This is a genomic window from Mesorhizobium neociceri, from assembly GCF_013520985.1.
GTDB classification, from domain to species: domain Bacteria; phylum Pseudomonadota; class Alphaproteobacteria; order Rhizobiales; family Rhizobiaceae; genus Mesorhizobium; species Mesorhizobium neociceri.
Genome location: NZ_JACDTY010000004.1, coordinates 201853 through 219076, shown reverse-complemented (window position 1 = coordinate 219076; position 17224 = coordinate 201853). Strand labels below are relative to the sequence as shown.

Annotated in this window: 15 protein-coding genes and 1 tRNA gene; 8 read left to right on the top strand and 8 right to left on the bottom strand. The window is 63.4% G+C overall.

What is annotated here, in order from left to right; translation table 11 throughout:
- Nucleotides 1–7 precede the first annotated feature (7 nt).
- A complete protein-coding gene (locus tag H0241_RS11220; RefSeq protein ID WP_181057478.1) occupies nucleotides 8–694 on the bottom strand; it encodes a GNAT family N-acetyltransferase in 687 nt (228 codons plus the stop codon).
- A gap of 83 nt (nucleotides 695–777) precedes the next feature.
- Between H0241_RS11220 and H0241_RS11215 the strand changes: the two genes are divergently transcribed.
- A complete protein-coding gene (locus H0241_RS11215; protein ID WP_181057477.1) occupies nucleotides 778–1974 on the top strand; it encodes a pyridoxal phosphate-dependent aminotransferase in 1197 nt (398 codons plus the stop codon).
- Nucleotides 1975–1989: 15 nt separating this feature from the next.
- Here the strand turns inward: H0241_RS11215 and H0241_RS11210 are convergent, their stop codons facing one another.
- The 3 genes from H0241_RS11210 to H0241_RS11200 all read right to left on the bottom strand — a co-directional run bounded on the left by H0241_RS11210 (nucleotide 1990) and on the right by H0241_RS11200 (nucleotide 4419).
- Entirely contained in the window at nucleotides 1990–2631 is a 642-nt protein-coding gene (locus H0241_RS11210; RefSeq protein WP_181057476.1) for a hypothetical protein, read from the bottom strand.
- A 15-nt stretch (nucleotides 2632–2646) separates the two neighbouring features.
- Entirely contained in the window at nucleotides 2647–3408 is a 762-nt protein-coding gene (locus tag H0241_RS11205) for an SDR family oxidoreductase (RefSeq protein WP_181057475.1), read from the bottom strand.
- A 273-nt stretch (nucleotides 3409–3681) separates the two neighbouring features.
- A complete protein-coding gene (locus H0241_RS11200) occupies nucleotides 3682–4419 on the bottom strand; it encodes a tellurite resistance TerB family protein (RefSeq protein WP_181057474.1) in 738 nt (245 codons plus the stop codon).
- Between the two features lie 201 nt (nucleotides 4420–4620).
- Between H0241_RS11200 and H0241_RS11195 the strand changes: the two genes are divergently transcribed.
- Nucleotides 4621–4983, top strand: a complete 363-nt coding sequence (locus H0241_RS11195) for a YybH family protein (protein WP_181057473.1) — start codon at nucleotides 4621–4623, stop codon at nucleotides 4981–4983.
- 19 nt (nucleotides 4984–5002) lie between these two features.
- On the opposite strand, the gene trhO is transcribed toward H0241_RS11195, so the two are convergent.
- Nucleotides 5003–5935, bottom strand: coding sequence for an oxygen-dependent tRNA uridine(34) hydroxylase TrhO (gene trhO, locus H0241_RS11190; protein WP_181057472.1), 933 nt, complete (start codon nucleotides 5933–5935; stop codon nucleotides 5003–5005).
- Nucleotides 5936–6106: 171 nt separating this feature from the next.
- Between trhO and H0241_RS11185 the strand changes: the two genes are divergently transcribed.
- Nucleotides 6107–6745 (top strand): 2-dehydro-3-deoxy-phosphogluconate aldolase, encoded by a 639-nt coding sequence (locus H0241_RS11185; protein WP_181057471.1) that lies wholly within the window; start codon nucleotides 6107–6109, stop codon nucleotides 6743–6745.
- Between the two features lie 345 nt (nucleotides 6746–7090).
- Here the strand turns inward: H0241_RS11185 and H0241_RS11180 are convergent.
- The 3 genes from H0241_RS11180 to H0241_RS11170 form a co-directional block, all read right to left on the bottom strand.
- Nucleotides 7091–7164, bottom strand: a tRNA-Gln gene (locus H0241_RS11180).
- A gap of 118 nt (nucleotides 7165–7282) precedes the next feature.
- Nucleotides 7283–9103, bottom strand: coding sequence for a DUF882 domain-containing protein (locus H0241_RS11175; protein WP_181057670.1), 1821 nt, complete (start codon nucleotides 9101–9103; stop codon nucleotides 7283–7285).
- A 494-nt stretch (nucleotides 9104–9597) separates the two neighbouring features.
- Nucleotides 9598–11136 carry a sigma-54-dependent transcriptional regulator gene (locus tag H0241_RS11170; protein WP_181057470.1) on the bottom strand — a complete coding sequence of 513 codons (1539 nt, stop codon included), beginning with the start codon at nucleotides 11134–11136 and terminating at the stop codon, nucleotides 9598–9600.
- A 145-nt stretch (nucleotides 11137–11281) separates the two neighbouring features.
- On the opposite strand from H0241_RS11170, the gene H0241_RS11165 reads away from it, so the two are divergent.
- The 5 genes from H0241_RS11165 to H0241_RS11145 all read left to right on the top strand — a co-directional run bounded on the left by H0241_RS11165 (nucleotide 11282) and on the right by H0241_RS11145 (nucleotide 17171).
- Nucleotides 11282–13120 carry a M3 family oligoendopeptidase gene (locus H0241_RS11165; RefSeq protein ID WP_181057469.1) on the top strand — a complete coding sequence of 613 codons (1839 nt, stop codon included), beginning with the start codon at nucleotides 11282–11284 and terminating at the stop codon, nucleotides 13118–13120.
- A 415-nt stretch (nucleotides 13121–13535) separates the two neighbouring features.
- A complete protein-coding gene (locus tag H0241_RS11160) occupies nucleotides 13536–14270 on the top strand; it encodes a proton-conducting membrane transporter (protein ID WP_181057468.1) in 735 nt (244 codons plus the stop codon).
- 165 nt (nucleotides 14271–14435) lie between these two features.
- Complete coding sequence (locus H0241_RS11155; protein WP_181057467.1) at nucleotides 14436–15581, top strand: aminodeoxychorismate synthase component I; 1146 nt, start codon at nucleotides 14436–14438, stop codon at nucleotides 15579–15581.
- Nucleotides 15530–16192, top strand: coding sequence for an aminotransferase class IV family protein (locus H0241_RS11150; RefSeq protein WP_181057466.1), 663 nt, complete (start codon nucleotides 15530–15532; stop codon nucleotides 16190–16192). The genes H0241_RS11155 and H0241_RS11150 overlap by 52 nt, the downstream gene beginning before the upstream one ends.
- Before the next feature lie 52 nt (nucleotides 16193–16244).
- Complete coding sequence (locus tag H0241_RS11145) at nucleotides 16245–17171, top strand: heme-dependent oxidative N-demethylase family protein (RefSeq protein ID WP_181057465.1); 927 nt, start codon at nucleotides 16245–16247, stop codon at nucleotides 17169–17171.
- Nucleotides 17172–17224: the final 53 nt, after the last annotated feature.

The following is a 17224-nucleotide window of genomic DNA, read 5'->3' as shown; positions in this document are numbered from 1 at the left end:
ACTCCTGTTACGCGCCGAATTCGGCGCGGAAATCCTCGAGCCGCCGCTTCTGCCCGCCTTCGCCATCGAAATTGGCCGGGTCGAGCCATGCCTCATAGGCTTTGCGCAAGGACGGCCATTCCTTGTCGATGATCGAGTACCACGCGGTATCGCGGTTTTCACCCTTGACCACAAGATGTTGGCGGAAAATGCCCTCGAACTTGAAGCCGAACCGTTCCGCCGCGCGCTTTGACGGCTCGTTGCGGTTGTTGCATTTCCACTCGTAGCGGCGATAACCGAGCCCGTCGAAAATATACTTCATGAACAGGAACTGCGCCTCGGTCGCCGCAGGCTTCCGCGAAATCAGCGGCCCCCAATAGATGTTACCGATCTCGATGACGCCATAGGTGGGATCGATGCGCATCAGTGTCTGCCGCCCGGCGACCTTGCCGCTGGCCTTGTCGATGACCGTGAAGAACAGCGGATCTTCGCTGGCCTCGACCTTGTCCAGCCATGGCTGGAAATCGGCGCGGGTCTGCGGCGGATAGTCGGGCAGCCAGGCAAAGCGGCCATCGATGTCGGGCACAGATGAGGCTTCATAGAGCCCATCGCCGTGCTTTTCGGCGCTCAGCGGTTCGAGCCGGACATAGCGGCCGTCAATGGGCTTGCGTTCGGGTCGCGGACGCACTTGCCAGTCTTTGAGATTTTCGGACACGTAAAACTCCAATCCGTTTGACTTTTGTGAGCAGACGCTCACAAAAACGCGACCCAACAGTAAGAACCACACGGACGGGAAAAATGCTCCACACGATTTCGGCCTTCGACCGCCTCGGCGAGGAAAACGCCTTTGCGGTGCTCGCGAGGGCGACGGCGCTGGCGCAACAGGGCCGCGACATCGTCAACCTCGGCATCGGCCAGCCCGACTTCAAGACGCCGCAGCACATTGTCGAGGCGGCGATCAAGGCGCTGCGCGACGGCCATCATGGCTATACGCCGGCCAACGGCCTGCTGGCGACGCGCGAAGCGGTGGTGCGGCGCACGCTGACCACCACCGGCGTCGAGGTCTCGCCCGAGAATGTGATGATCCTGCCCGGCGGCAAGCCGACCATGTTCGCGGCAATCCTGATGTTCGGCGAACCAAGCGCGGAGATCCTCTATCCCGACCCCGGCTTCCCGATCTACCGCTCGATGATCGAGTTCACCGGCGCTGCACCCATTCCAGTGCCGATCCGCGAGGAGAACGGCTTTGCCTTCTCGGCTGAGGAGACGCTGGCGCTGATTACGTCGAAGACCAGGCTCCTGATCCTCAACTCGCCGGCAAACCCGACCGGCGGCGTCACACCGCGCGCCGAGATCGTGAAGCTGGTCAAGGGACTGGAGAAGCACCCGCAGGTCGCCATCCTTTCCGATGAGATTTACGACGTCATGACCTATGACGGCGAGACGCATTTCTCGCTGCTCAATTTCCCTGAAATCCGCGACCGGCTGATCGTACTCAACGGCTGGTCGAAGACCTGGGCGATGACCGGCTGGCGCATGGGCTGGTCGATCTGGCCGAACGGCGACAAGGGCGCCCACCTCTACGACAAGGTGCGCAAGCTGGCCGTCAATTGCTGGTCCTGCGTCAACGCGCCCAGCCAGTTCGCCGGCATCGCTGCCATCGACGGCCCGCAGGACGATGTCGACAAGATGATGCGCGCCTTCGACAACCGCAGGAAGATCGTGGTCGAGGGGCTGAACGCCCTGCCCGGCGTCTCCTGCATCACGCCGAAGGGTGCCTTCTATGCCTTTCCCAACGTTTCGAAGACCGGCTGGAAGGCAAAGAAACTTGCCTCGGCGCTGCTGGAGGAAGCTGGCGTGGCCCTGATCGGCGGCCCCGATTTCGGCATTCTCGGCGAAGGCTATATCAGGCTCTCCTACGCCAATTCCGAAGAGAACATCCTGCGCGCGCTGGAGCGGATCGAGGCGTTTTTGAAGAAAGAAGCACAGAAATAGGCGGCTGTTTTCGCGCTAATGCAGCCGATGAATCCGCCTGTTTTGGTCGTACCACTGTTCAAGAAGTTCATTGTGCCGGTCAGAATCGATAGCGCTGATGAGCGCTTCGGCGCGGTCGATACAAACGGCGCACCAGTCGCGCCCGTCAGCGATGTAGTATGAGATTGCAGTTTTAAGAGCTTCCGTCGCTCGGACTTTATCAGAGGACCCGGCCTCGGCGACTCCGATTTGAAACCATCGGTGGTGTTCTGATCCCCAGCGCTGGGCGCGCAAATATCGGGCATGTTGTTGGTAGCTGCTGTTCTCCGCAAAAAAGTGCAACGCTTGAACGATCGCAAGCTGAAGCATTGTGATAGCCGATTTTTCTGCATCATCAGCGGACGCTGACGGCAACCAAACATCAGCGCCATTAGGCGCCGCCAGCCGAAAGCCAGGCTGAAGAACCGGCATGTCATTGCCCGCAATGCTGAAGGCTGCAACATTGACGCAGAAATCGCGCGATCCGGACGCCGAGATCTGGAAATTGAACTCGTGCAGGATACCACCACAAACTCGGACGAAATCGCGACGACCTGCCCGCTGAAAGCCATGGTCGTGCATTGCTGAACGCCATACCCGGTCAATAGCTGGGGTAAGTAAGTCCCGCACTTTCGCCATCTATGATGTCCTGCACTACCCCCTACCCACGAACGGCATCTTCGTCGCCATCACCGTCATGAACAGCACATTGGCGTCGAGCGGCAGGCTGGCCATGTGGACGACGGCGTCGGCGACGCGCTGGACATCCATCACCGCCTCGGCGGCGATCGAGCCGTTGGCCTGCGGCACGCCGACGGTCATGGCATACGCCATGTCGGTCAGCGCATTGCCGATATCGATCTGGCCGCAGGCGATGTCATAGGGCCGGCCGTCGAGCGCCAACGTCTTGGTCAGCCCTGTTATGGCGTGCTTGGTGGCGGTATAGGGCACCGAGCCCGGCCGCGGCGCATAGGCCGAGACCGAGCCGTTGTTGATGATGCGGCCACCCATCGGCCGTTGCTTGCGCATCGCGCCGAAGGCGGCGCGGGCGCACAGGAACGATCCGGTAAGATTGACGCCGACAATGTCGTTCCAGACCTCGACCGGGATCTCGTCGATCGGCGTCGACTTGTAGCTCATGCCGGCATTGTTGAAGAGCAGGTCGACGCGCCCGAAAGCCGCCGCCACGGTCTCGAACAGGTCATCGACCTGGCCGGCCTTGCTGATGTCGCAGGCAACCGCCAGCGCCTTGGCGTCCGTCTTGCCGGCCTCGGCGATGGCGGCGTCGAGCACCTGTTTGCGGCGGCCGCAGAACACCGTGTTCCAGCCCGCCTTGAGCAGAGCCGTGGCGACGCTCTTGCCGATGCCCGTGCCGGCGCCGGTGACGATAGCGGTTTTCTCTGTGAGGGCTGTCATGATTTTGCTCCTGCGCGCCGCGCATCCCCGGCACAGATCGGGATGCATCCGAATGCACCGAGGCATCGCAAATGACGGGGATCATGGCAAGCCGAACACGCGGTGATCGGCTGAACAAAAAGGGCGGTCATTGGCGACCGCCCCTGATCTGAACCGGGCTTGGGAGGAGGATAAGCCGATCCGACTGCTAGAATCATGCGCTTCCTCGGTAAACGAGACGTTAAAGCGCCTTCCAGCCTCGGTCGTGCTGCCTTAGCCGCGCCGCAGCGCCGGCTACCAGCGCGGGTTCGGCGCGGTCCCGGCCGGAACCGCCACCTTGGCCGCCGACACCGTCGCCTCGACATGGTCGACCAGCGCATCCGGCAGGCCGAGCCGGCCGGCGAGCAGGTCGAGATAGCCGCGTTCGGCGCGCGTGTCGGGATCGATGGTCAGCCGCGACGCCGTGTAAAGCTCAAGCCTCTGCTCGTCGGTCTTGGCGCCGGCGACCAGCGTGTCGAGATCGAGCGGGCTGTCCAGCTCGGCGAGCAGGAATTTTTCGGCATCGGAACCGACGCCGGCGAGCTTGAGCTTGCCGGCGATCTTTTCGCGCTCCGCGTCGTCGACATGGCCGTCGGCCTTGGCCGCCGAGATCATCGCCCGCACCAGGGTCAGCGTGAACTCGTCCTCGCCTTGCGGCGCCTGCGAGGGATGGAAGGCGGTGTCGGCGGGCGGCGGCAGCAATTCCGGCTGGCCGGCCGCCGGCGCCTGCTCGGGCGCATTGCCGGCCTTGTAGTTCTGGTAGGCCTTGTAAGCGAGACCGCCGATCGCAGCCAGTCCGCCGAGCTTGATGGCAGTGCCCGTCACCTGGCGTCCGGTGCCGGTCCCCAGCAGCACCGCGGCCAGCGCGCCGGCGGCCAGCGGATTGTCCTTGGCCATCTGCACGGCTTGCCCGGCCTTGTCGCGAACGGTGCCGGTGGTGCCGGGGACTTGCGAGCCGAGCAGGTCGTCGAGAAGCTTCTTGGGGTCGAACATGGTGCCTCCAGAAAAGGGCCCGCGCCTGATAGGAACGAGCAGGTTTTGGACGTTGCAGACGTAGGGCCCGCACATTGACATTACAATGACGGGTACGCCCTTTGCTATCGGCGCCGGCAATCCGCGAAATCGAATTCGATGTGTCGAAACCCGCCGCGGCTTCGGTTAGTGTCGCCGCGACATTGGCGAAGGAGTTTTGCTGTGACCGATCAGCCTGACCGCGAGCCGGCTCGTGATCCGCAGGATCTCGAGCGCCTGCTGATTGACCGGCAGTGGGTGGGAGACATTGACGGCATGGTGGCGCTGTTCGAAGCCGATGCCGTCGTCGACACCGGCGAAGCCGAATTGACGCGTGGTCACGGTGCGATCCGCGCTCTGTTCGACGCCTTTGCCGCCAGCGGGCGAAAATTCCAGCGCGGCGAGCAGCGCCCGGCGGCAATCAATGGCGACCTGGCGCTGACCTCGACCCGGCTTGCCGACGGCACGATAACCTCCGAGGTTGCGCGGCGGCAGAGCGACGGCACATGGCTGTGGGTGATCGACCGCTATTCCGTCGCGTGGTGACTGAGCCAGCGATACCGATCTAGCTGCCGATATGTCCCCTGCCCTGCGCCTGCGCCAGTTCGACCTGGCGCTGGCGCTCGGCGTAGCGGGCACGATCCTCGTCCGAGCGGGCTTCGAAGCAATGTGGGCAGGACACGCCGGTGGCAAAATGAGGCGACAGCCGGTCCTCCGGCGTCAGCGGATGCCGGCAGGCGCGGCACAGTTCGGCTTCGCCCTCTGTCAGCCCATGCGAGACCGAGACCCGCTCGTCGAAGACGAAACACTCGCCCTGCCACAGGCTGTCTTCGGCCGGCACCTCTTCGAGATATCTGAGGATGCCGCCCTTGAGATGGAACACATCCTCAAAGCCGAGCGACTTCACATAGGCCGTCGCCTTTTCGCAGCGAATGCCGCCGGTGCAGAACATCGCAACCTTGCGGCCATCGAGCGCGTCGCGATGCTTTTCCACCCAGGCCGGGAATTCGCGAAAGCTCGACGTCTGTGGATCGACGGCGCGCTCGAAAGTGCCGATCGAAACCTCGTAGGCATTGCGGGTGTCGATGACGATGGTGCCGGGATCCGAGATCAGCGCGTTCCAGTCGGTCGGCGCGACATAGGTGCCTGCACCCGTCGCCGGGTCGAGGTCTTCGACGCCCATGGTGACGATCTCGCGCTTCAGCCGCACTTTCATGCGATGGAACGGCATTTCGGCGGCGTGGCTGTATTTGACCTCGAGATCGGCAAGACCTTCGATGGCCTCGAGATAAGCGATCAGGTCGGCAATATCGGTCTCGCTGCCGGCGACCGTGCCGTTGATGCCTTCCTGCGCCAGAAGTAGCGTGCCCTTGATGCCGCGGCCGCAGCAGAAGGCGGCAAGCGGCGTGCGCAATTCCCGCAGCGCGTCGAAGTCGCCCAGCGCCGCAAATTTATAGAGCGCGGCGACGCGCACAGGTTCATGGTTGGACAATGTCATCGCCAAGCCACTAAACCGTGGTCAAAGCGGATTCAAGGCAGAGCTAAAGAAGCTTGGCCCGCCTTCAGCCGTCGGCCTACACATGTGACATCGCGGCAGGCCGGGTTTCGTGGACTCGGAATCTGCCTTCTGCTAATCGGTTGAAATCATCGTTGCCGGAGAGACAAGCCAATGCCCAGCAAGACCGAAAAGCTCCTGTCGCTGCTCAACGGCCAGCCGGTCATTCCGGTGCTGAAGATCGCCAATGTCGCGGACGCCGTACCGCTAGCCCGGGCGCTCGCCGCCGGCGGCCTGCCGGCGATCGAGATCACGCTGAGAACCGCTGATGCGCTGGAAGCGATCCGCCGCGTCGCTGGCGAGGTCGAGGGCGCCATTGTCGGCTCCGGCACCATTCTCGATGCCAAGCAGTTCGACGAGGCAGCGGCGGCCGGCTCGAAATTCATCGTCAGCCCCGGCATCACGCGTGAGCTGCTGGCAGCAGCCAAGGACAGTGACGTCCCCTTGCTGCCAGGCGCCATCACGCCCGGCGAGATCATGGCCGCCCGCGAGGCTGGCTTGCGCTTCCTGAAATTCTTCCCGGCCGAACAGTCCGGCGGCATTGCCTCGCTGAAGGCCTTCGCCTCGCCGCTGGCCGACGTAAAATTCTGCCCGACCGGCGGCATCTCGGCCAAGAACGCCGCCGACTATCTCAGCCTTCCCAACGTCATCTGCGTCGGCGGCTCGTGGGTGGCGCCGGACGAGTTGGTCAAGGCCGGCAAGTGGGATGAGATCGAGACGCTCGCACGGGCCGCGAGCAAGCTCGGAAAGTAGCCTCCGCAGGCACGAAAAATCCGGCCGGCTTACGCCGACCGGGTTGCTGCTTCCAGAAATACGGTCAGCCGCAGACCGTAATCTTCTTCACGATCTTCTGGTGATGCCGCCAGGTCGTGACCCACTTGGTCCGGCAGTGCTTCTTGTGCATGTGCATGTGGTTGTTGGTCTTGATGACAACGGTCGCAGCCTGTGTCGGGGCGATTGCGGCCGAAACCGTTGCCAATGCGATGGCCGACGCCTAACCTGCAACAGACTGAGTCGTTCCGGCTTCACGAGAAGTTCAGTCTCGCGTGATCGCCCGGGCTGGCGTGGCACAAATGTCTGCGATCGCAGATCGAAAGTTGGTTCCCGCTCATGGGCTCGAACCACGATTCACGCCTTCAAAGGGCGCTGTCCTACCATTAGACGAAGCGGGAATGCAGCCCGGTGGTTAGCATTCTGGCGCGCTGGAAGCCAGCCTGCGCGTTCTGCCACACGACAAAAAGCCGCGCAGGTTTTCCCAACGCGGCTTTGATACCTGTCCGTGTCGAGCCGTTACTTCGTCTGGAAGCGGGCGACTGAAAGGAATTTCACGGCATTGCCGGTGAAGCGGTTGGCGTCGGCCATCTGGTTGTCGGACTGGAAGCCTGCGGTGTAGACCTCACTCGGCGGCGTATGCACGATGTTGTAGGCATAGCGCGGCGCTGTCGTCGGGCTGGAAACGGTGGCGATATTCTCGCCGCTGCTCAGTGCCCAGCGCGCCGCCTGCGGTTCCGCCGCGACGACCACGGCCTTCGGCCCTGGCTTCAGGTCGCGGGCTGAGGCCCTGGCTTCCTTGCGCGTCGTCTTCACGCCGGCGCCGATCACTGAGGCCGGATCGGTACCGGCGGGACGGGCGGCAATGGCGCCGCGCGGCGTTGCGGCATCGACGCCTGACGGATCGTTGAACGCCGAGCGCGGCTCGAGCGAGGCGACCTGATAGTCATCGGTAACACCGGCGGTGTCAGCGGCACTGACCTGTTCGAGAACGGCCTTGACCTCATCCGGACGCTGCGACGGCAGCACCGAGAAGGCGTCCGTTGCGGTCTGCTGGTGGGCGGCCGTATCGGCCAGCGCCAGCAGCACGCCCTTGTCCTGCTGCGCAAGCTCAGCCGGCGGCGAAGAGCGGTCGGGACGCCAGGTCGGCAACGGGACGTTGACGGCAACCTGCGCCGGAGCGGCGGCTTGATCGGTGGCGCCAGCATCGGCCATGCCGAACGGCACATTAGCAGGCGCCTGCGCCGTTGCCACCGTCTGTTCGGTGGTGGCATCGGCCACGCCGAACGGCACGGTCTCAGGCTGCTGCGCACCGACATCGGCCTTCGGCCGCGGCGCGAAATCAGGCAGCGGCACTTCCTTGGCTGGGAGTGCGGCGATGATCGTCTCCGGCGTATCCTGCTGCGGCTCGGAATCGTCCGCGCTGTCGTCGGCAAGCTGCGGAATATTGGCGCGCTTGGCGTTCTGCGGCGACACGATCGCGATGCCGGGCAGATCGCTGTTGTTGTTGCTCTTGGCAGCCAGGACCGGCTTCACGCTTCTCGGCGACGGCGCGGCGGTCGCGACATCGGCGCTGTCGTCGGCTTCGTCTTCGCCGCCACCGCCAAAGAAAGCGGACAGGAACCCACCAGATTTCTTGGAGCTGCCCCCAGCGCTGGCCATCATGATGGCCGGAGAACCGGCGCCCTTGCGCGCCTTGTACGAGGCGAGCGCCTGGTCATAGCCCGGCAACGGCTTGCCGTCGCTCGGCACATGCAGCGTCTTGCCATTGGGGAACAGGCTGACCAGTTCCTGGCGGCTGATGCCGGGCCAATGGCGCACATTGCCGACGTCCATATGGACGAAGGGCGAACCCGACGACGGATAATAGCCGACGCCGCCGCCCTGCATCTTGAGACCGATGTTGCGCAGCTTCTTCAACGGCACGCCGGGAATGTAGAAGTCCATCGCCTTGCCCAGCATGTGCTGGCTTTCCTTGGCGACACCCCGGCTGCGGCTGCGCAGCATCGAGTTGGTCGCCGGCGAGCGATAGCCGCAGACGACCTGGATATAATCGGTAGCTCCCGCCTGCCGGTAGGCTTCCCACACCAGGTCGAGCAGGCGCGGGTCCATCTTGGTCGGTTCGTTGCGACGCCAGTCGCGCAGGATGATGTTGATCTTCCTGAGGCCTTCCGGATCGTAGCGGCCATTGCGCTTGTAGACGATCTCGGCCTTTTCATGTGTGTGGAGGTGATAGAGCTTGAGCGAGCGCGTTTCAGCGCTGGCGCCGCCGACAGCAGTTGCGGCAAGGAACCCGAACGCAACAATCACCGCTGCCAGCCATCTCGGCCAGACGCCAATGTGATAGTGCCGCCCGTTTCTGTGTCGTTCGACTTTGTTCAAATCAAAAGGCCTTGCAGGCTGCCGTTTGTCCCCGGATTTGCCCAAACGGATGCGTGGTTCTCACATCCGAATATCGATCCTAATGGTTAATCATCGCTTATTGAAGCCGAAATGCGGTAACACCGTGGCGATATCCCGTCAAAAATAATACACAGGATTTCTTGGTAAACTGCTGGTTTAGATCAAGATTCAGCCTTTTCCCGCAACACGATCTGTTACCGTTAGCCTTAATGCGTGAACACGGCTGTTCGCATCGGCCATATTCCCGCCGCAACCCCTTATGCAGTGCGGAAATATTGCCTGGCAAGCTGGTCCCGACCTTGCGTTGGCAAGCTGTGGAATTCGGTTTTCCAATGCATGTCGCTCAAAAGTGGTCCCGGTTTTGAGAGAACGACATGCATAATGCAAAGACCTGAAGCGCGTCGCCTGAATCCGTTCAAACGCGATGCGCTTCAGGAGGCAAGGCGGTCGAGGCGGCCGGTTTCCGGGTCGATGCCGTATTCCTTGAGCTTGCGGTAGAGCGTCGAGCGGCCGATGCCGAGACGCCGGGCTACCTCGCTCATCTGGCCGTTATAGTGGTCGATGGCGAGCTTGATCATTTCGAGTTCGACATCGGCCAGCGCACGCACATTGCCGCGCTCGTCCAGCGCCCTCAGCGTGCCGAAACGCTGAAGCAGCCTGGCCGGAGGATCTAGCTCGGCAGCGACAGTGCCGACGTCATCTGTCTGCGCGCTATCGCCTTGCGATTCGCTACTCCAGGCCATGCCGGAGTCCGACAGGGGCGCGTCGGCGTCGAGGTTGATTGTGCCATCGACCTGCGCCCGGATCTGCGGGAATTCGTCTGGTGTCAGCACGTCGCCTTCGGCAAGCACCGAGGCTCTGAACACGGCGTTTTCCAGCTGCCTGATGTTTCCCGGCCAGTCATAGGCCTGCAGCATGGCCAGTGCGGCTTCCGAAATGCCGTGCAGGCGATGGCCCGCCGGCGCCACCTTGTCCATGAAATGCTTGACCAGATAGGGGATGTCGTCGCGCCGGTCGCGCAGCGGCGGCACGAAGATCGGATAAACGTTCAGCCGATAGAACAAATCCTCGCGGAACTTCCCATCCTTGACCTGCTGCAGAAGGTTGCGGTGCGTGGCCGAGATCAGCCTGATATCGACCCTCACCGTGGCACGGCCGCCAACGGGATCGACCTCGCCGTCCTGTACGGCACGCAAAAGCTTGACCTGTACATCGAGTGGCAGATCGCCGATCTCGTCGAGAAATAGCGTGCCCGAATGCGCCTCGACGAACTTGCCGGTGTGTTTGTCGGTGGCGCCGGTGAACGAGCCCTTCTCGTGGCCGAACAGGATCGATTCGACCAGATTGTCGGGGATGGCGCCGCAATTGACGGTGACGAAGGGTTTTGAACGACGATCCCCTGTGCCCTGGATGGCGCGCGCCACCAGTTCCTTGCCGACACCCGATTCGCCCTCGATCAGGATCGGAATGTTGGAGGCAGCCGCCTTCTGGCCAAGGCGGATCACCCGGTCCATCGCCGGGCTGTGCGTGATCATGTCCTTGAAGGTCAGGTGGCCGCCGCGCCGCCGCGACGTGCGCTTGACCTCGTCCTCGACCGCCTCGACCTTGAGCGCGTTGCCGATCGCGGTCTGCAGCCGGTCGGGAGAAGCCGGCTTGACGACGAAATCGAAAGCGCCGTGGCGCATCGCCGAAACCACGGTCTCGATGCCGCCCTGCGCAGTCTGCACGATGACGGGAACAGTGATGCCGCGCTCGCGCATCGCCTTCAGCACACCGATGCCGTCGAGGCCGGGCATGACAAGGTCGAGGATAACCGCCGACACATCGCGCGCGCTGGGTCCGTCGAGGGCCTCCAGGCCGGCCTCGCCGCCATCCGCAACGATGGCGCTGTGGCCGAATTTCGTCACCGCCGCCTCGAGCAGCCGGCGCTGCACGGGATCGTCATCGACTATGAGAATGGAACCTGTCATGACTGATTTGAGTTGCCCGCCTGGGAAATCCCCATGGATCATCTTGGCACAGGGTTCTAAATAAGGTTTCAAAAAACCCGGTGAACGAATTCCTTAGGATTTGACCGGCTTGTCCTTTCCCGTTGATTCCAGAAGGTAATTGTTGATGCGCAGGATTCTCGGTCGGCAGCTTGCAGCGGCAGCGTCCGGTCAGGGCGCGGCGGAGCTCGGCGACCTGCCGGAATGGAACCTCGCCGACCTCTATTCCGGCATGGAGGCGCCCGAACTGAAGCGCGACCTCGCCAAGGCGGCCGCCGATGCCGTCGCCTTCGAGAACCGCTGGAAAGGCACGCTGGCCGCGGAGGCCGAGCGCGGCAGCGCCGGCAAGCTCGGCGAGGCGCTGGCAGCCTACGAGGCGCTGGAAGAATTGATCGGCCGCATCGTCTCTTATGCCGGCCTCGTCTATGCCGGCAACACCGCCGATCCGCAGCGCGCCAAGCTCTATGGCGACATCCAGGAGAAGATGACCGACGCCAGCGCGCATCTGTTGTTCTTCGCGCTGGAGCTGAACCTGATCGACGACAAGGCGCTCGAAGCCGCCCTCGCCGCCGACGTCGGCTTTGCGCATTACCGGCCCTGGGTGCTCGACCTCAGGATGGACAAGCCCTACCAGCTCGAGGACCGGGTCGAGCAGCTCTTCCATGAAAAGTCGATCACCGGGCGCGGCGCCTGGAACCGCCTGTTCGACGAGACGATGACCGATCTGCGCTTCGACATAGACGGCGAGGAGCTGACGCTGGAGCCGGCGCTGAACCGCCTGCAGGACGCCGACGGGGAGGTCCGCCGCCGCGCCTCCGAGGCGCTCGCCGCAACCTTCCGCAAGAGCCTGCGCACCTTCACGCTGATCACCAACACGCTGGCCAAGGACAAGGAGATTTCCGACCGCTGGCGCGGCTTCGAGGACATCGCCGATTCACGCCATCTCGCCAACCGTGTCGAGCGCAGCGTGGTCGATGCGCTGGCGTCGGCCGTGCGCGAGGCCTATCCGCGCCTGTCGCATCGCTACTACGCGATGAAGGCGCGCTGGCTCGGCATGGAGGTGATGAACCACTGGGACCGCAACGCACCCTTGCCTGAAACGCCGCAAGCGGTGATCCGCTGGGACGACGCCAGGAACACGGTGCTGTCGGCCTATCAGCGCTTTTCCCCTGATATGGCGGAGATCGCTCGTGTCTTCTTCGATCGCAACTGGATCGACGCGCCGGTCAGGCCCGGCAAATCGCCTGGTGCCTTCGCGCATCCGACCGTACCTTCGGCGCACCCTTACGTGCTGCTCAACTATATGGGCAAGCCGCGCGATGTGATGACGCTGGCGCATGAGCTCGGCCATGGCGTGCACCAGGTGCTGGCCGGCGGCCAGGGCGCGCTGATGGCCTCGACGCCGCTGACTTTGGCCGAGACGGCATCGGTGTTCGGCGAGATGCTGACCTTCCGTTCGCTGCTCGACCAGACCACCGACAAGCGGGAGCGCAAGGCCATGCTCGCCCAGAAGGTCGAGGACATGATCAACACGGTCGTGCGCCAGATCGCCTTCTATGAGTTCGAGCGCAAGGTGCATGCCGAGCGCAAGAACGGCGAACTGACCTCCGACAAGCTCGGCCAGTTCTGGCTGGAGGTGCAGGCCGAAAGCCTGGGGCCGGCGATCAAGCTGCGTGAGGGTTATGAGGTCTTCTGGACCTACATCCCGCACTTCATCCACTCGCCCTTCTACGTCTATGCCTACGCCTTCGGCGACTGCCTGGTGAACTCGCTCTACGCGGTCTACCAGAATGCCGAGCACGGCTTCCAGGACAAGTATTTCGAGATGCTTCGGGCCGGCGGCACCAAGCATCACTCCGAGCTCCTCGCCCCCTTCGGCCTCGACGCCACCGACCCCGCCTTCTGGCAGATCGGCCTTGGCGTGATCGGCGGCCTGATCGACGAGTTGGAAGCGCTCGACAGTTGACGCCTCGCACCCCGTGGCAGGGCGGCGCAAAACGATAGATTCACCGGCGGCCTCGACTTTACGAAATCGCAGAACAGTTTAGCCGGAATGCATGTGACGGCAGCTCTGTTCTTGTTCTAAATATCTGTTCTTGAAGAACTCTCCGGCGAAATTTTCCGTTAGCTTTCCAGAATCCGTATGATAGCCTTTCCGACTGAAGCTCAGCCGGGCGCGCGGCTCAGGCCGGACAGCATTCCGGCCATGGCAGCGGTCTGGCGAATGCGACAGCGACGGTTGGCAATGGGCGGGAAAGCCGGGCGCCGGCAGTCGACGACAGACCGGCTGTTCCGTGAACCGCCGAACCACCATTGGATGATCCGATCTGCCAAGGTCATGACTTGAGGCGGCGGCGGACGGGTCCGACTGGAGAGAGACGATGACCTTCTTCTACATTGTCCTGGCGTTCCTTGTAGGTGTGTTGGTTGGCTGGTTTATCTGGGGCCGGCTGCGCGGTGAGCTTGACAGCCTGCGCGGCGACCTCGACCGCACCCGCAGCGAGCGCGACAGGCTGCGCGCCGACGCCGATCGCCTGACCGGCGAACTCGACGCCTGCGGCAAGACTCGCGCCGATCTCGAACGCCGGTTGCGCGAAACATCGACTCCGTCTGCCAAGCCTTCCACCTCGGCGCCGGCCGCACTCGTGTCGACATCCGCAACGGCCAAGTCCGCCCCGGCCGCGAAGCCGGCCGCGCCCGCCAAACCCGCCGCGGCCAAACCTGCCGCCGCCAAGCCAGCTGCGACCAAATCCGCGGCCGCAAAACCAGCAGCCAGCAAACCTGCCGCCGCCAAGGCCGCGCCCAAGGTCGCGGCTTCAAAGCCCGCCGCAGCCCCGAAGAAGGCCGCACCGGCAGATGGGAAGGCTGATAATCTGCGCCGCCTGATCGGCATCGGCCCGGTCAACGACAAACTGCTCAAGGGCCTTGGCGTCACGACCTACGCCCAGATCGCCGCCTGGTCGGCTGCCGACGTCAAGCGCATCGAGGACACGCTGAATTTCGATGGCCGCATCGCGCGCGAAAAGTGGATCGAGCAGGCCAAGCTGCTTGCCGCCGGCGACGAGAAGGAATTCGCGCGCCAGTTCCCGACCGCCGGGACCGCCAACAACACCTGATCTGATCATCGGCAATAAGGCCGACAAGGCGGCGCCTTCGGGCGCCGCTTTTGTTTTCGCAAGCGCCACCGTCTTTGCGCCTTGCGACGCCGCTCCCTCGATTGCACGCTGCCCGGCCCCCATATAGAGCGGTTGTGGCGTCATTGACCGCAGCATCCGAGCCCCATGCCCCTGCCCTCTGCCATTTTCCGCAACGACGAAAGCGGCCGTCAGCTGGTCTTCGACCGCCCGGCCGACATCATCGTCGCCTATGATGCCAAGGATTTTCTGCCGGCGCTGGCGGCTGCGCAGGCGGCATCCGAGGCCGGCAAATGGCTGGCGGGCTATTTCTCCTACGAAGCCGGTTACCTGCTGGAACCGAAACTGGTGCCGCTGCTCCCCGAGGGCCGGCGCGCGCCGCTGGTCTGTCTCGGCGTGTTCGACGCCCCGGTTGAACAGGCGGTGCCGCAGAACAACGCGCCGGCCAGCAACGGCCCGATCTTCGACGCCAGGGCCGTCTGGTCAGAGCGGGATTACGCCAAACGCTTCGCGCGGCTGCACGATCACATCCGCAAGGGCGATTGCTACCAGGGCAATCTGACCTTTCCGGTCCAGGCGCAGTGGTCCGGCGATCCGCTGGCCGCCTTCGACGCGCTGACCGGGCGCCAGCCGGTCAAATACGGCGCGCTGATTTCGCTCAGTGATCCCATTATCTTGTCGCGCTCGCCCGAACTGTTCTTCGAGATCGACGCTGCGGGCATGATCGAAACCCATCCGATGAAGGGCACCGCGCCGCGCGGCGCGACCAAGGCCGAGGACGCGCGGCTGAAGGCGTTCTTGCGCAATGACGAGAAGAACCAGGCCGAGAACCGGATGATCGTCGATCTCCTGCGCAACGACATTTCGCTGATCAGCGAGGTCGGCACGCTGGAGGTGCCGGAACTGTTCCGCATCGAGAGCTACCCGACCGTCCACCAGATGGTCAGCCGCGTCAGGGCGAAGCTGTTGCCCGATCTCGGCGTCCGCCAGATCTTCGCGGCTCTGTTCCCCTGCGGCTCGATCACCGGGGCGCCAAAAATCCGTGCCATGGAAATCCTGCACGATCTGGAAGCCACGCCGCGCGATGTCTATTGCGGCGCCATCGGGTGGATCGCGCCCGGCGGCACGATGCGCTTTTCGGTGGCGATCCGCACCATCTCGCTCTTTTCCAGCGGCGAGGCCGTCTACAATGTCGGTGGCGGCGTCGTCTTCGATTCGACCGCCGAGGAGGAGTATCAGGAGTGTCTGCTGAAGGCGCGCTTCGCGACGGGAACACCGCCGACTTCGAGCTGATCGAGACCATGCGCTGGGAGCCCAGTCCGGGCTTCCTCCGCTTCGAGCGCCATCTCGCGCGCCTTTACGGCTCGGCGGAAGAACTGGGCTTTGCCTGCGATCCGCCGCGCATCGGCGAGGTGCTGGCAAACACTGTTGGCCGGCAGCAGACGGCACTGCGCGCCCGTCTCGCCTTGCAGCGCAATGGCGAGGTGACAGCTGCGGCTCAGCCCTACGAGGCGCTCGCTGCCGACAAGGTCTGGCGGCTGCAATTGGCGCGGATCCGGCTCAATTCCGGCGATACGCTATTGCGCCACAAGACCAGCCGGCGGCAGGTCTATATCAATGCTCGTGCCGAATACCTCGCTACTCGCGCCGACGAGGTGCTTTTGGCCAATGAGCGCGGCGAGATCTGCGAAGGCACGATCACCAATGTCTTTGCCGATTTCGGCGATGGCGTGCTGATGACACCCCGGCTCGACTGCGGCCTGCTGCCTGGCGTATTGCGCGCCGAGCTGCTGGACGAAGGCCGCGCCCAGGAAGCGATCTACAGCTATAGTGATTTGAAATCCGCCAAGGCGCTGTTCGTCGGCAATTCGCTGCGCGGCTTGATCCCGGCAACATTGGCCTGATACGAAGCGGCTGCGAGAATGACCGCCGGCATTGGACACTTTCTAGCAAAGCATGAATTCTCGTCAGCCCACCCACACGCCCTATGACGGATCGTCAAAGCTCTTCACCATCGGGCTGAAGCCGCTCGAGCTCGACAAATGGATCGAAGTCGACGGGCACCTCGTCGACCATCTCGCCGAGAAGCGGCGGCTCTATGCTGAAATTCCTGACAAAGTGTTTGTCGAGGAAGACGGCACCCGCGACGCCCAGCGCGAAGTGCGCGACCTCATCGAAGCGCATCTGATGGCGACATTTCCCGAAACCTATCGGCGCACGAGCGCCGGGATCGAGGTCATCGGCGCCAAAGGCAACAGAATTGATGTCTTCAGCGACGCCCCGTTGGTCGCAGCCTCGCTGCTCGTCCAGGAAGACCTGATCCTGATGCGCCGCGACGACAGCGGCTGGCGGCTCGCCGCCGGGTCGCTGTGCTTCCCCTCATCCTGGCTGCTGGTCGAAAAATTCGGTCGGCCGCTGCAAGAGATTCACGCACCGGTGCCGGGTTTCGGTCCGGGCACCAGGCCAGCCGAACTCATCAACCGCATGTTCGACGGCCTCCAGGGCCAGGCCGTCGAGCGCTTCAATTGGTCGATCCAGGCCGACGACGCACTCTATCATCCACTCTCCAATGTCGAGCGCATCGACCGTGCCACCAACCGCCCGTCGCGCTTTCCGGACGGCGACGTCAACGCACACGCCTTCATCCGCGTCGAGCGCCAGACGCTGCGCAAGCTGCCTTCCTCGCGCGACATCTTGTTCACCATCCGCATCCATCTCGATCCGCTGAAAATGCTGGCGCGGCATCCCGACCGGGCAACGCTTGCCGCATCTTTCGCCGCGCAATTGCTGGCGCTGGACGAGGCTCAGCTCGACTACAAGGGCATGACCGCCGACCGCGACCGGTTGATTGGCGTCCTTAACCACATGGCCAATGACGGCTAGCCACCAGTTGGCGCTTTTCACTGGTTTGTGACAATGATCTGTGATGTAGCGCT

Coding starts and splice junctions, on each gene's coding strand:
- H0241_RS11215 (WP_181057477.1), top strand. CDS start 778: ATGCTCCACACGATTTCGGCCTTCGACCGCCTCGGCGAGGAAAACGCC.
- H0241_RS11210 (WP_181057476.1), bottom strand. CDS start 2,631: ATGGCGAAAGTGCGGGACTTACTTACCCCAGCTATTGACCGGGTATGG.
- H0241_RS11205 (WP_181057475.1), bottom strand. CDS start 3,408: ATGACAGCCCTCACAGAGAAAACCGCTATCGTCACCGGCGCCGGCACG.
- H0241_RS11200 (WP_181057474.1), bottom strand. CDS start 4,419: ATGTTCGACCCCAAGAAGCTTCTCGACGACCTGCTCGGCTCGCAAGTC.
- trhO (WP_181057472.1), bottom strand. CDS start 5,935: ATGACATTGTCCAACCATGAACCTGTGCGCGTCGCCGCGCTCTATAAA.
- H0241_RS11185 (WP_181057471.1), top strand. CDS start 6,107: ATGCCCAGCAAGACCGAAAAGCTCCTGTCGCTGCTCAACGGCCAGCCG.
- H0241_RS11170 (WP_181057470.1), bottom strand. CDS start 11,136: ATGACAGGTTCCATTCTCATAGTCGATGACGATCCCGTGCAGCGCCGG.
- H0241_RS11165 (WP_181057469.1), top strand. CDS start 11,282: ATGCGCAGGATTCTCGGTCGGCAGCTTGCAGCGGCAGCGTCCGGTCAG.
- H0241_RS11160 (WP_181057468.1), top strand. CDS start 13,536: ATGACCTTCTTCTACATTGTCCTGGCGTTCCTTGTAGGTGTGTTGGTT.
- H0241_RS11155 (WP_181057467.1), top strand. CDS start 14,436: ATGCCCCTGCCCTCTGCCATTTTCCGCAACGACGAAAGCGGCCGTCAG.
- H0241_RS11145 (WP_181057465.1), top strand. CDS start 16,245: ATGAATTCTCGTCAGCCCACCCACACGCCCTATGACGGATCGTCAAAG.